This is a genomic window from Streptomyces venezuelae (assembly GCF_008642335.1).
Taxonomy (GTDB): domain Bacteria; phylum Actinomycetota; class Actinomycetes; order Streptomycetales; family Streptomycetaceae; genus Streptomyces; species Streptomyces venezuelae_F.
On the sequence record NZ_CP029191.1, the window covers coordinates 6531384 to 6544039 of the forward strand.

At 73.3% G+C, this 12656-nt stretch carries 13 protein-coding genes; 7 read left to right on the forward strand and 6 right to left on the reverse strand.

Annotated elements, in window-relative coordinates; translation table 11 throughout:
* The first annotated feature begins 44 nt into the window (after nucleotides 1-44).
* A complete protein-coding gene (locus tag DEJ49_RS29285) occupies nucleotides 45-458 on the forward strand; it encodes an STAS domain-containing protein (RefSeq protein ID WP_190329480.1) in 414 nt (137 codons plus the stop codon).
* Nucleotides 459-490: 32 nt separating this feature from the next.
* On the opposite strand, the gene DEJ49_RS29290 is transcribed toward DEJ49_RS29285, so the two are convergent.
* The 4 genes from DEJ49_RS29290 to DEJ49_RS29305 form a co-directional block, all read right to left on the reverse strand.
* Nucleotides 491-979, reverse strand: coding sequence for a VanZ family protein (locus tag DEJ49_RS29290; RefSeq protein WP_223833243.1), 489 nt, complete (start codon nucleotides 977-979; stop codon nucleotides 491-493).
* Nucleotides 980-1049: 70 nt separating this feature from the next.
* The gene (locus DEJ49_RS29295; protein ID WP_150186882.1) at nucleotides 1050-1442 is read right to left on the reverse strand and encodes a DUF2267 domain-containing protein; all 393 of its coding nucleotides are present in this window, start codon (nucleotides 1440-1442) and stop codon (nucleotides 1050-1052) included.
* A gap of 73 nt (nucleotides 1443-1515) precedes the next feature.
* Nucleotides 1516-2466: a YihY/virulence factor BrkB family protein gene (locus DEJ49_RS29300; RefSeq protein ID WP_150186883.1), complete on the reverse strand. Its 951-nt coding sequence runs from the start codon at nucleotides 2464-2466 to the stop codon at nucleotides 1516-1518.
* Nucleotides 2467-2727: 261 nt separating this feature from the next.
* Nucleotides 2728-3606 (reverse strand): DUF72 domain-containing protein, encoded by an 879-nt coding sequence (locus DEJ49_RS29305; protein ID WP_150186884.1) that lies wholly within the window; start codon nucleotides 3604-3606, stop codon nucleotides 2728-2730.
* A 134-nt stretch (nucleotides 3607-3740) separates the two neighbouring features.
* Between DEJ49_RS29305 and DEJ49_RS29310 the strand changes: the two genes are divergently transcribed.
* Genes DEJ49_RS29310 through DEJ49_RS29325 form a run of 4 tightly spaced genes read left to right on the forward strand, consistent with a single transcriptional unit; the run spans nucleotide 3741 to nucleotide 7793 of the window.
* The gene (locus DEJ49_RS29310; protein WP_150186885.1) at nucleotides 3741-4835 is read left to right on the forward strand and encodes a glycosyltransferase; all 1095 of its coding nucleotides are present in this window, start codon (nucleotides 3741-3743) and stop codon (nucleotides 4833-4835) included.
* The gene (locus tag DEJ49_RS29315) at nucleotides 4832-5899 is read left to right on the forward strand and encodes a glycosyltransferase (protein WP_150186886.1); all 1068 of its coding nucleotides are present in this window, start codon (nucleotides 4832-4834) and stop codon (nucleotides 5897-5899) included. The genes DEJ49_RS29310 and DEJ49_RS29315 overlap by 4 nt, the downstream gene beginning before the upstream one ends.
* Nucleotides 5896-6957, forward strand: coding sequence for a glycosyltransferase (locus DEJ49_RS29320; RefSeq protein ID WP_150186887.1), 1062 nt, complete (start codon nucleotides 5896-5898; stop codon nucleotides 6955-6957). Before DEJ49_RS29315 ends, DEJ49_RS29320 begins: the two co-directional genes overlap by 4 nt.
* The gene (locus DEJ49_RS29325) at nucleotides 6942-7793 is read left to right on the forward strand and encodes a glycosyltransferase family 2 protein (RefSeq protein WP_150186888.1); all 852 of its coding nucleotides are present in this window, start codon (nucleotides 6942-6944) and stop codon (nucleotides 7791-7793) included. Before DEJ49_RS29320 ends, DEJ49_RS29325 begins: the two co-directional genes overlap by 16 nt.
* On the opposite strand, the gene ligD is transcribed toward DEJ49_RS29325, so the two are convergent.
* Nucleotides 7771-8793, reverse strand: a complete 1023-nt coding sequence (ligD, locus tag DEJ49_RS29330) for a non-homologous end-joining DNA ligase (protein WP_411757209.1) — start codon at nucleotides 8791-8793, stop codon at nucleotides 7771-7773. The two genes, DEJ49_RS29325 and ligD, sit on opposite strands and share 23 nt — an antisense overlap.
* A gap of 5 nt (nucleotides 8794-8798) precedes the next feature.
* Nucleotides 8799-9419, reverse strand: coding sequence for a DNA polymerase ligase N-terminal domain-containing protein (locus DEJ49_RS29335; protein WP_150188547.1), 621 nt, complete (start codon nucleotides 9417-9419; stop codon nucleotides 8799-8801).
* A gap of 287 nt (nucleotides 9420-9706) precedes the next feature.
* Between DEJ49_RS29335 and DEJ49_RS29340 the strand changes: the two genes are divergently transcribed.
* Nucleotides 9707-10642, forward strand: coding sequence for an anti-sigma factor RsbA family regulatory protein (locus DEJ49_RS29340; protein ID WP_150186889.1), 936 nt, complete (start codon nucleotides 9707-9709; stop codon nucleotides 10640-10642).
* 91 nt (nucleotides 10643-10733) lie between these two features.
* Complete coding sequence (locus tag DEJ49_RS29345; protein WP_150186890.1) at nucleotides 10734-12575, forward strand: APC family permease; 1842 nt, start codon at nucleotides 10734-10736, stop codon at nucleotides 12573-12575.
* Nucleotides 12576-12656 lie beyond the last annotated feature (81 nt).

Below are 12656 nucleotides of genomic sequence, written 5' to 3' on the forward strand. Positions count from 1 at the left end.
CCCGTCTCGGCCGACAGGCGGCGCACCGCCGGAAGGTCTGTCCCGTGCAAGCTTCTGATCCCGTTCCGCTTCCTGACCGCATTGGTGAACGCATCCCCGCGCATACCCGCAAGACACCGTGGCTGCCCAGCCCCGGCACGGCCCGCAGGCTGCGCCGCGCGGGCATCGCGCGGGTGCTCGTCACCGGCTGTCTGGTCCGCGTGAGCCTGCGCGGCGAGATCACCGCCCGTGAGGCCGACTCGCTCGCCGCCCAGCTGCGCGACCTGGTCCAGGACGGCTGCCGTCATCTGATCGTGGACCTGTCCGAGGTCACCTACCTCGCGCGGGAGGGCGCGGGCGTCTTCTTCGGCACGCTGCGGGCCCTCAGGGCGGTGGGCGGCACCCTCGCCGTGCGCGGCGCCTGCCCCCGGTCCGCGGCCACGCTGCACTGCCTGGGCATGGGCCGTCTCGCCGAGTAGGCGGGCACGTACGCGGACGGAAGCGCGGACGGTCAGGCGTCGACCGCGTTCCGCCGCGTGAAGCGGTGCCACCAGTGCCGTCGGCGCGGGTGGATGGCGCGGCCCAGCCGCCGCCCCAGCAGGACGTAACCGATCAGCGCGCCCGCCGTGTTCAGGATGACGTCGTCGATGTCGAAGGTGCGGCCCGTCACGAACGCGCCCTGCGCCAGTTCGACCAGCACCATCGTCACCGCCGTCGCGATCCCGACGCGCACGAACCCGCGCGTGCGGGGGAGCACCACGGGCAGCAGCACACCGAACGGCACGCCCAGCAGGATGTTCCCGCCGAGTTGCTTGACGGTGTCGCGGAAGGCGGGCTGCGCGAGATACGCGTCGATGGAGTCGCCGGGGGTGAAGTTGCTGTGCGTCAGCGCCTCCGAACCCGCCGAAGGCTCCAGCGTCAGACGGGCGAGCACCAGGGCGAATCCGACCATGAAGGCGAAGGCCACCAGCATGGTCACCACCCGTGCCGCCGGTGACATGGGCGCCGCGCGCCGGTCCGCCTCGTAACGTCGTGTCCGTGCCATCAGCGCCTCCTGGTCCCTCGGTCCCTCACACCGGTTCCGTGCGGCCGAACAGTCCCGCGTGCCCCGGCGGGAGCTGCGTGAGGACGCGGCGCAGGAGCGCGTCGTCCGCCACGTCCGCGAGCGTGCCGAGCACCGAGGTGACGGCGCGGCGCGCCTCCGCCGTGTCCTGGGCGGTCCGTGCGGCCACCGCGTCGACGAACTCCACGGCGGACAGGGGCTCCGCGGCGGGTTCCGCGTCGGTGAGCAGGGCTCCGCACCCCTCGGGCAGCAGCCGGGCCAGATCGGTGCGGTCGTCGCCCACCAAGTGCGCGCCCAGGACGATCAGTACGTTCTCGACGGCGCCCGCGGCCTGCTGGCGGTCGGCGTAACCGCCGCGCTGCCGCACCCGGTCGAGGAGCGCTTCCAAGGATGTGTCCATCGTTGAGTCCCCGAGTCCCTGTCGTTGCAGTCCCTCTGGTGGCAGTCCGTGTGGTGACAGTCCCTCTGTGGCGTCAGCCGTTCATCCGGTTACCCGGAGAAAGCGTCGTGATGCCCCGTGCCTTCTCCACCTCGACCGTGAACTGCGCCCCCGCGAGCAGCGCGAGGTTGGACACCCACAGCCACACCAGGAAGACGACGATGCCCGCGAGGGAGCCGTACAACTTGCCGTAGGTGCCGAACACCGTGGCGTACAGCGTGAACAGGCCCGAGGAGAGCAGCCAGAGCAGCGCGGACAGGAGTCCGCCGGGCAGGATGTGGCGCCAGCCGCGCGCCTCGGGCGGCGCGTTGCGGAACAGGACGAGGACGAGCAGCGCCACCAGGCAGACCAGCGCGGGCCACTTCAGGACGGTCCAGGCGGTCTGGCCCGCGTCGCCGACACCGATGCGGTGCCCCACGCTCTCGGCGACCGAACCGCTGAGCACGATCAACAGCGCGCTGGCGACGAGCAGACCGAGCAGCGTGATGGCGGTCATCACCACGCGGTGGCCCTTCCGCCACAGGGGACGGCAGTCCTTCACCCCGTGCATCGCGTGCAGCGCGCGCCGGAACACGGCCGCGTAACTCGACGCGGACCACACCGCGCTGACGGCGCCCGCGATCACCACGGTGAGCGCGGCGGAGCGCGCGTCCGCCATGTCGCTGAGCGCCTTGTGCAGGGAGCGGCCCGACTCGGCGGGGGCCCAGTCGGTGACCTCGGCGATGAGCGCCTGGGTCGTGGCGGGGCTGACGAGGCTGATGAGGCTGACGGTGACGAGCAGCGCGGGGAGCAGTGCGAGGATCGCGTAGTACGTCAGTGCCGCCGCCCAGTCCGACACGTCGTCGTCCCACATCGACACGGGGGTGCGGCGCAGCGCGGTGCGCCGCAGGGCCCAGGTGGACGGGGCGCCGGAGCCGGAGTCCCCCTTGCGGCCGTGCGGTGCCAGAGCCGGCGTTCCGTGGACGGCGGACGGTGAACTGTCCATAGGGCTGCTCTTTCTTGCATGTCGGCGGCGCGGATGCCGCCAGGTGTTCCCTGGTTCGTTTGCCCTGCCCGCGCGGTTTCGTGCCCGGAGACGACAGAAGCCCTGGACTCCGGCATACGGAGTCCAGGGCTTCTTCTGGAGCGCTGGGCAGGCCTTGCACCTGCATTTCCCCGCAGGAAGCGGGGCGTCTTTCCTTGGACGACCAACGCCTGTCCCCCGACCGGAAGTCCGGCTTGAGGAGGCGATATTGATCTTATCCCATCAGAAGAGGTGCTCGGTACCGCCCCGGGCGGGGGAGTGGCCGAGCAGACGCGTCATCGACTCGGCGGCCCGCACGGCCGCGTCCGCGCAGCAGTTGTTGAACAGGACGTGCACCTCCTCTGTCCGTTCGGCGAGGGCGTGCAGGCGGGGGAGCCAGGAGCGGAGCTCGTCCTCGTCGTACGCGTACCGGAAGCGGTCCTCCTTGCTGCCCTGCCCCCATGAGGCGCTGCGGCCGTGGAACCGTACGACGGAGAGCGCGGGCACGGTGACCGGTGCGACGGGTGGCACGGCGGACGGCACCGACTGGTTCATGTCGACGGCGACCGCCGCCATGCCGTGCGAGGCGAGCAGCGCGCGCGTGGCCTCGGCGTTGCCGTCGCGCCACCAGTCGGGGTGGCGGAACTCCACCGCGACCGGCCAGCCGCGGGTGCGCCGCGCGGTGTCCGCTAGGAGTTCCCCGGCGCGCTCGCCCGGCCGCAGCCACGGCGGGAACTGGAACAGCACGCTCCCGAGCCGCCCGGCGTCGCGCAGCGGCGCGATCCCGGCGGTGAACCGTGCCCACACCTCGTCGAGGACACCCGCGTCCCGAGGACCGTCACGGAGGTCGGCGGGGAGCGCGGCGGGGCGCGTGGGGTGCCCGGTGAGTAGCGAGAACGCCTTCACGTCGAACGTGAAGCGGTCCGGCGTCCGCTCGGCCCAGAGCCGGCTGTTGCGCTCGCCGGGCAGCCCGTAATACGTCGAGTCCACCTCCACGACCGGGAACCGCTCGGCGTAGTACCGCAGCCGCCCCGCCGCGTCCCGCCGCCCGCGCGGGTACCAGCCGCTGCGGACCAGCGCCGGGTCGGTCCACGAACACGTGCCCACCAGGATGTCGCCCATGGAGGCCCGGTACCCGGATCCCGCACGGCGACAAGTGAGGGAGGCGATCACGCTCCGTTCCGCTCCGCATGCGCGATGCAGCGGCGCTCTACAGACTGGTGGGAAGTGCCCAGTCCCCGCACTGAGGAGTCGCCGTGCTCGAAGGAACGCCGCCGCCCCCCGCGTCCACCCGGGAGATCCGGGTCGCATCGGTGCCCGCGGGCCACGTGTACGTACGCCACTGCTCCCCGGCGGAGCCCGACGGCGTCCTGCGCCTCGCCGACCCCCGGCCCAACGGCGCCCCCAGCACCTCCGCGCGCTGGTGGCCGCCGGTCATGCTGCAACCGGAGTGGGTCGAGGCCCACCACCGGGACTTCGACGTCTTCCACCTGCACTTCGGGTTCGACGCGCAGAGTCCCGACCAGCTGACCGCCCTCGTGGACACCCTGCGCGCCCATGACAAGCCGCTCGTCTATACCGTGCACGACCTGCGCAACCCCCACCAGCCCCGCCCCTCCGCCCACGACGAGGCCCTGAACGTCGTCATCCCCGCCGCCGACCGGCTCATCACCCTCACCCATGGCGCGGCGGCCACCATCAGCCGGCGCTGGGGCCGCGCGGCGACCGTCCTGCCCCACCCCCATGTGGTGGAACTGCCGCTCCTCGACCGGACCAGACCGTCCCGCGACCGGTTCCGGGTCGGCGTACACGCCAAGAGCCTGCGGCCGAACATGGACGTGCTGCCCGTCGTGCGCGTCCTCGCGGACACCGTCGCCGGGCTTCCCGACGCCGAGCTCCAGGTCAACATCCACCGCGAGGTCGCGGACCCGTCCTCCCCGGCCCACGCCCCGCACCTGCTTGGCGAGCTCCGCGACCTCGACGAACGGGGCCGCCTCACGCTCGTCGTGCACGACTACTTCGACGACGAACAGCTCTGGGACTACCTCACCTCGCTCGACCTGTCCGTGCTGCCCTACCGGTTCGGCACGCACTCCGGGTGGCTGGAGGCCTGCCACGACCTGGGGACCGCCGTCGCCGCACCCGACTGCGGCTTCTACGCGCAACAGCGCCCCTGCCACACCTACGGGCACACCCAGGACAACGGCCTGGACGAGGAGTCCCTGCACAAGGCGGTCCTCGCCGCCCACGAGCAGCGACCGGCCCCGCGGGCCGCGGTGCGGCACCGGACACGGGAGCGCGCCGGCATCGCGGCGGCCCACCGAGCCCTCTACACCGACGTCCTCCGATGAGCGGCGTGCGGGTGGCGCTCATCGCGTCCGCGCGGCACCCCATCACCGAGCCGTTCGCGGGCGGCCTCGAAGCGCACACGTGGGGCCTCGCCCATGCGCTGACCCGGCGCGGACACGAGGTCGACCTGTTCGCGGCGCCCGGCTCCGACCCCGCGCTCGGCGCGTGCGAACTCCCCGTACGGCACGTCGTGCTGAGCGCGGCGGCCCGCTCGGACGCCTCCATGCCGAGCACCGCGTGGATAGAGGAGCACCACGCGTATCTGAGCCTGATGCTCGACCTGGCGCGGGACGGCGAACACCGGTTCGACGTCGTCCACAACAACAGCCTCCACTACCTGCCCGTCGCGATGGCCTCGGCCCTGCGGATCCCGGTCATCACCACGCTCCACACGCCCCCGACCCCGTGGCTCGAGTCCGCCATCCAGAGCCACGACGTGTGCCCGGTGGTGTTCACCGCCGTCAGCCAGTACACCGCGTCGGCCTGGCACCCCGTCGTCCCCGCGGCGCGCGTCGTGCGCAACGGCATCGACACGGACTTCTGGCGCTCCGGGCCCGGCGGCAGCGATCTCGTCTGGTCGGGCCGCCTCGTCCCCGAGAAGGGCCCCCACCTGGCGATCCGGGCCGCCCGCGCGGCCGGAGTGCCGCTGAAGCTCGCGGGGCCGGTCTCCGACGAGCGGTACTACGAGGAGGAGGTCGCGCCGCTGCTCGGCGACGGTGCGGAGTACGTCGGCCACCTCGACCGGCACGGGCTCGCCGAACTCCTCGCCCACTCGGCCGCCGCGCTGGTCACCCCCAGCTGGGACGAACCGTACGGGCTCGTCGTGGCCGAGGCGCTGGCGTGCGGCACGCCGGTCTGCGGCTTCGACCGCGGCGCCCTCGCGGAGATCCTCACGCCTGCCTGCGGGTTGCTCGCGCCGCCCGGGGACGTGGAAGCGCTCGCCGCGCTCATCCCGCGCGTCATGGAACTCGACCGCGCGGAGGCCAGGCGCCGCGCGGAACGGTTCTGTTCGCTGGGCCGCACCGCCGACGCGTACACGCGCCTGTACGAGGAGGTGGCGCGGTGATCGGCTACTACGTCCACCACCAGGGACGCGGACACCTGCACCGCGCGATTCGCATCGCGTCCCGCACGCCGGAACCGGTCACCCTCCTCTCCTCGCTGCCCCGGCCGGCCGCCTGGGCCGGTTCGTGGGTCTCCCTCCCCACGGACACCGCCGACGACCCGCTCGACCCCACGGCCCAGGGACGCCTGCACTGGGTGCCGCTGCACCACCCCGGGCACCGCGAACGCATGGGCATCATCGCGCAGTGGATCCGCCGCGAGAGCCCGTCCCTGTTCGTGAGCGACGTGTCCGTGGAGGCGGCGGCGCTGGCCCGCCTCATGGGGGTCCCCGTCGTCGTCACGGCCATGCGCGGCGACCGCAAGGACCCGGCCCACCGCCTCGGCTACGACCTCGCCGACGCGCTCCTGGCCCCCTGGCCGCACACGGTCCCGGAACCGGGCTGGCCACCCCACTGGCACGCCAAGACGATCCACACGGGCAGCATCTCCCGCTACGACGGACGACCTCGGCCACCGGCGGCCGCCGCCCCGGCCACCAAGGAGGTGGTGGTCATGCTCGGCGCAGGCGGCACGTACCTCACCGAGGACCACCTCCGCGAGGCACAACGGACGACGCCGGACTGGACGTGGACGGTCCTGGGTGGCCGGGCCCCCGAGAACCGCGCGGGGGGCGGACCGGCCCCCGACGGCGGCTCCCCCTCCACCTGGCTCGATGACCCCTGGCCCATCCTGTGCCGGGCCCAGGTCGTCGTCACGCACGCCGGGCAGAACGCCGTCGCCGAGTGTGCCGCCGCACGCGTGCCCGTCGTGGTCATCCCCGAGGAGCGGCCGCACGGGGAGCAGCACGCCACCGCTCGGGCGCTGCGGGCGGCCGGGCTCGCCACCGTGCGGGAGAGCTGGCCCGCCGCCGAGGAGTGGCCCGCCCTGCTCGCCGAGGCGGCCGCCCTCCCGGACCGGTGGGAGCAGTGGTCCCACGGCGACGGCGCCGACCGCGCCGCGCGACTCCTCACCGACCTGGCCGCCCGTCCGACGAGGAGGACCGCATGCGTACCGCGGTGATCACGCTCGCGGCGGGGCGGCACCGACATCTGCTGTTGCAGCAGGACGGGCTCGCCCGGGGAGAGCGCGTGCCCGACCATTACGTGATCGTCTCCATGGACGACCCCGACATCGAGCCGCTCACCACCGGCAGGGAGCCCGTCGCGGAAGTGGTCACGCTGCCCTTGGCCGACGGGCGGCTGCCGCTCGCCGCCGCCCGCAACGAGGGCGCGGCGCGGGCCGTGGCGCTCGGGGCGGATCTGTTGGTCTTCCTTGACGTGGACTGCGTGCCGGGGGCCACGCTCCTGGACCGTTACGTCAACGCCGCCCACGACTGGGCGCTGCTCTGCGGGACCGTCGCCTACCTGCCGCCCCCGCCGCGCGGCGGCTACCGGCTCGACGAGCTGCACAACCTCGCACAGCCCCACCCCGCACGGCCCGTCCCGGCCGACGGCGAGGTGCTGCGCGGGGGAGACCCGCACCTGTTCTGGTCCCTGTCGTTCGCCCTGACCGCCCGCACCTGGAAACACGTCGGCGGCTTCTGCGAGGACTACACCGGCTACGGCGGCGAGGACACCGACTTCGCCGCCACCGCGGCCCACCGGGGCGTCGACCTGTGGTGGGTGGGCGGCGCCCCCGCCTACCACCAGCACCACCCCACCCACCAGCCGCCCGTCCAGCACATCGACGACATCCTGCGCAACGGAGCGATCTACAAGCGCCGTTGGGGCAGCTGGCCGATGGAGGGCTGGCTGCGCGCGTTCGAGGCGCGGGGCCTCGCCGTGTACGACCACGCGGCGGACGCGTGGCGCAAGGCCGAACCGGAGACGCTGCTCAGGGCTCCGTCCGCTCCCTGACGACGTCGGCCGGGTCCTTGTCGTCGCGCAGCCCCTGGTAGCGGGGGTGACGGAGCATGCCGTCGCGCGTCCACTCCGAGAAGGCGATCTGCGCGACGAGCCGCGGCCGCACCCACCGGGCGGCGCGTTCCGCGACCCGTCCCTCGAACGGCGACGTGTCCACCAGGAGTCCGTCGAGTTCGCGGCGCAGGGCGAGCAGCGTCCTGTGGTCGAAGCCCGTGCCGACCTTGCCCGCGTACCGCAGCAGCCCGTCGGCGGCTTCGTCGTGGTAGCCGAGCAGCAGCGCGCCGATGCCGACCCGGCTGCCCGCGGGCTCGGTGAAGCCGCCCACCACGAACTCCTGCCCCCGGGAGCACTTCAGCTTGAGCCAGTCGTCCGAGCGGCGCCCCTGATAGGTGCTGTCGGCCCGCTTGGCGATCAGCCCCTCCCAGCCGCGCCGGCACGCGTCGGCGAGGAGTTCGGGGCCGCCCGCGTTGCGGTGGGCGCTGAAGCGCAGCGGCGCGGCGAACGTGACCGAGCGGCGCAGCAGGGACTTGCGGGTGCGCAGCGGCAGCCGCCGTACGTCCGTGCCGTCCAGGCGCAGCAGGTCGAAGACGTAGTAGGTCACGGCGACCTTGCTGGCCGCGACGTCGGCGGGCCGGGTGAGGCCCATGCGCTGCTGGAGCCGCGCGAAGTCGGTGCGCCCGTGCGCGTACGCGACGATCTCGCCGTCGACGGTGAAGTCCGCGCACTCCTGCGCGGCGAGCGCCTCGACGATCTCCGGGTACGTGGCGTCGAGCCGCCGCCCGGACCGGGACCGGAGCGTCACCCGCCCGTTCTCGCGGACGGCGAGGACGCGGATGCCGTCCAGCTTCCTCTCGAAGACCCAGCCCTGCGGGAAGTCACGCCGGTCGGTGAGCGTCGCCAGCATCGGCGACGCCGCGAGCTCTACGCCCGGCGCGGCCTCGCGCGTGCGGCCCGCCAAGTCCGGCGGCAGCGCCTCCAGCGCGCTCCGTGCCACGGCGGTCAGCCCTGCTCGGCGATCTGGCGCAGCGTACGTCCGCTGCGGGCCGAGCGGGCGCGCCGGGGATCGGGGGTGCCGCCGCCCGAGTGGTGCCCGGTCCGGACGAGCAGCCAGGTCGGCTTCGCGCCGCCGCCGGACGAGGCGTCCTGCTCCTCGCGCCCGTGGAAGCGGGTCAGCGCGTACTGCCCCCGCAGCTTCTCGCCGTGCAGCTCGAACGTGGCGTGCCCCTTCTCCAGGGCCTGCGCGAACGGCACGGGACGGTGCCGCTTGTCGTGGCTCGTGGGCCGGTACGTGCCGCGGTCCCAGACCATGACGGTCCCGCCGCCGTACTCGCCCTCGGGGATCACGCCCTCGTACTCCCGGTAGTCCAGGGGGTGGTCCTCGGTGGGGATGGCAAGCCGCTTGTCCTGCGGGTTTGTGGAGGGGCCCTTGGGGACCGACCACGACTTGAGGACGCCGTCGACCTCGAGACGGAAGTCGAAGTGCATCGTGCTCGCGTCGTGGATCTGCACGACGAACGAGGGCTCGTCTTCGGGGACCGGCCCGTCGGAGTCCCGGGCCGCGGGCTCGCCGCCGGGCTCGGCGGTTCTGTCGAAGTGCCGCTTGTCGCGGTAGGTCCGCAGAGCGTCCGGCTCGCTCTTCCCGCTCTTCCCGCTCTTCCCGTCCTTTTCGTTCTTCGCGTTCTTCTCGCTCACCTCGACTCCCTTCCGCGCCCTCTGTGCTCGGTTTCGGCCAGGTTATGCACGCCCCGCCCCACCCGCACGGCAAGCGCCCGCGGCTGTGGCACGGGCCATGGGCGGCTTTGTTCCACTTCAACTCGCCGTGGGTTCGAGCCACGTGGGGGATAATGGGCCACCCGCCCGCCGGAGCCGCTCCGGCCCGAGCCGCCGGCAAGCGAGGTGTCCGCCGCATGAGTGCCCCGACCCAGACCGAGTCCTTCGTCCACCCGGCGCTGTTCTACCGTGGCGCGGAGGAGTACCTGGCGGGCACCGTGCCGTTCGTCCGAAAGGGGCTCGACGCGGGCGAGGCGGTGGCCGTGGCGGTCCCCGCCGCCAATCTGGAACTCATCAGGGACGCGCTCGGGGAACGGGCGGGACAGGTGCGGCTGCTCGACATGGAGCAGGCGGGACGCAACCCCGGCCGGATCATCCCGCGCGTGCTGCGGGCCTTCGCCGACGCCCACCCCGGCCGGCGGGCCCGCATCATCGGCGAACCCATCTGGGCCGCGCGCACCCCCACGGAGTACCCCGCCTGCGCGCAGCACGAGGCACTGATCAACCTGGCGTTCCAGGGCCGTGAAGCAACGATTCTCTGCCCCTACGACGAGGCGGGCCTCGCGGAGACGGTCCTCGCCGACGCCCACGCCACCCACCCCACCGTCATCCGCGCGGGCCGGACGGACCCGAGCGCCGCCTACGCGCCCGACGCGGTCGTCTCCCGCTACAACCAGCCCCTGATGGCCCCCGACGACGTGCCGCAGGCGGCGTACGCGCGGCAGTCGCTGTCCGACGTACGGCATCTCGCCCTCCTGCGCGCCAGCGAGCTCGGCATGCCCGAGGCCCGGCTGCAGGACTTCGCCCTGGTCGTCTCCGAGCTGACGACCAACAGCGTGGTGCACGGCGGCGGCTCGGGCGCGCTGCGGGTCTGGGCCGAGGACGGCCACATCGTCTGCGAGGTGCGGGACGCGGGCGTCGTCACCGACCCGCTCGCGGGCCGCCGTTCCCCGGCCAAGGACCAGTTCGGGGGGCGCGGCCTCCTCATGGTGCACGTCCTCACCGACCTCGTCCGCGTCCACACCGACCCGGTCCTCGGCACGACCACCCACTGCTACTTCCAGTGCTCGTGATCGTCAGGACTCCGTCAGGAACGAGCACCGCGGCATGAAGGGTCCGTAAGGGACGCGCCGTGCGCGTCGCCCGGGGACGGACCCTGGGCGCATGTCCATCCTGACCACGAGGTCCGCCGCCGCCGAGAGCGCTGAGGCGCGCCCGGACCCCGGCGAGAAACACCGGCTCACCGCCCTGACCGGCCTCGCCGCACTCTCCCTCGACGCCCTGGCGTCCGTGGCGTACGGGCCCGAGGCGATCGTCCTCGTGCTCGCCGCGGCCGGCGGCCACGGCCTCGGCTTCACCCTCCCCGTCACCCTCGCCATCGCGGGCCTGCTTGCCGTGCTCGTCGCCTCCTACCGGCAGGTGATCGCCGCGTTCCCGGACGGCGGCGGCTCCTACGCCGTGGCCAAGCGGCATCTGGGACGCCGCACGAGCCTCGTCGCCGCGGCCTCCCTCGTCCTCGACTACGTCCTGAACGTCGCCGTCGCCGTCACCGCCGGGGTCGCCGCGCTGACGTCCGCGTTCCCCGGGCTGTACGGCGACCGGCTGGTGATCTGCCTCGCGGTGCTCGCCCTGATCACGGCGGTGAACCTGCGCGGCATCGTCGAGTCCGCGAAGGTGTTCATCGTCCCGACCGCCGTGTTCGTCGTCGCGATCTTCACCCTGATCGCGGTCGGCCTCTTCCGCGAAGGACCGGTCTCGACCGCCGCCGCCGACGGGCACGCCTCCGTCGTCGCCGACAACGCCACGACGGTCGGCGCCCTCCTCCTGCTCAAGGCCTTCGCGTCCGGCTGCTCGGCGCTGACCGGCGTCGAGGCCATCGCGAACGCCGTGCCCTCCTTCCGCGAACCGAGGGCGAGGCGCGCCCAGCACGCGGAGGCCGCCCTCGGCGCGCTGCTCGGCGCGATGCTCATCGGGCTCGCCGTGCTCATCTCCCGCTTCGCGCTGCGGCCCGCCGACGGCGTCACCGTCCTCGCCCAGCTCGCGGACGCCTCCCTCGGCCACAACTGGGCCTTCTACGTCGTCCAGTTCGCCACGATGGTGCTGCTGGCGCTCTCCGCCAACACCTCCTTCGGCGGCCTGCCCGTCCTGCTCGAACTGCTCGCCCGCGACAACTTCGTGCCGCACGTCTTCGCCCTGAAGGCCGACCGCCAGGTGCACCGGCACGGCGTGCTCGCGCTCGCCGCCGTCTCCGCCGCGCTGCTCCTCTTCTCCGGCGGCGACACCAACACCCTCGTGCCACTGTTCGCGATCGGCGTCTTCGTCGGCTTCACCGTCGCGCAGACCGGCATGGTGCTGCACTGGCGGCGCGAGCGCGGCACGAACTGGCGCGGCAGAGCACTGCTCAACGGCGCGGGCGCACTCCTCACCGGCGTCGGCGCGGTCGTCGTGACCGCCACCAAGTTCCACGACGGCGCCTGGCTGATCGTGATCGCGCTGCCGCTGCTCGTGCTCGCCTTCGAGACCGTCCACCGCGCCTACACGCGCATCGGGGAACGGCTCGGCATCGGACGCGTTCCCGAACCCCCGTGCCGCGCACGCTCGTTGGTGGTCGTCCCGGTCGTCGGCCTGTCGAGGCTGACCTGCGAGGCGCTGAACACGGCGGTCTCGCTCGGCGACGAGGTGCGCGCGGTGACCGTGACGTACGACGAGCCCGCCGACCGCGAGACGGCCGCCGCGCTGCGCCGCGACTGGGAGCTGTGGAACCCCGGCGTCGACCTCGTCGAGATCCCCTCCGCGCACCGCACCGTAGGCGGTCCCGTGGCGGCGTACGTCAGGAAGGTCCACGAGACCCACCCGGGCGTCCGGGTCACCGTCCTGATCCCCGAGACCGAACCGGCGCGCCGCTGGCAGCGGATCCTGCAGAACCGGCGCGGGGCGGTCGTCGCCCGTGCTGTGCGCAGAAACACGGACGCGGCGATCTGTCGCCTCAGGTTCCGTCTGACCTGATCTGCCCGGACCCCTCTGGGCCGGTCTGCGCCTTTTCGCCCCGACTGGCCTCCCTGATCGTCCTGTTGCCCCGGGCCGTGG

Bases quoted from the DNA above. Each gene is read 5' to 3' on its own strand.
- DEJ49_RS29290 (WP_223833243.1), bottom strand. From the start codon at position 979: ATGTCACCGGCGGCACGGGTGGTGACCATGCTGGTGGCCTTCGCCTTC.
- DEJ49_RS29345 (WP_150186890.1), top strand. From the start codon at position 10,734: ATGTCCATCCTGACCACGAGGTCCGCCGCCGCCGAGAGCGCTGAGGCG.
- DEJ49_RS29300 (WP_150186883.1), bottom strand. From the start codon at position 2,466: ATGGACAGTTCACCGTCCGCCGTCCACGGAACGCCGGCTCTGGCACCG.
- DEJ49_RS29315 (WP_150186886.1), top strand. From the start codon at position 4,832: ATGAGCGGCGTGCGGGTGGCGCTCATCGCGTCCGCGCGGCACCCCATC.
- DEJ49_RS29305 (WP_150186884.1), bottom strand. From the start codon at position 3,606: ATGGGCGACATCCTGGTGGGCACGTGTTCGTGGACCGACCCGGCGCTG.
- DEJ49_RS29325 (WP_150186888.1), top strand. From the start codon at position 6,942: ATGCGTACCGCGGTGATCACGCTCGCGGCGGGGCGGCACCGACATCTG.
- DEJ49_RS29295 (WP_150186882.1), bottom strand. From the start codon at position 1,442: ATGGACACATCCTTGGAAGCGCTCCTCGACCGGGTGCGGCAGCGCGGC.
- DEJ49_RS29340 (WP_150186889.1), top strand. From the start codon at position 9,707: ATGAGTGCCCCGACCCAGACCGAGTCCTTCGTCCACCCGGCGCTGTTC.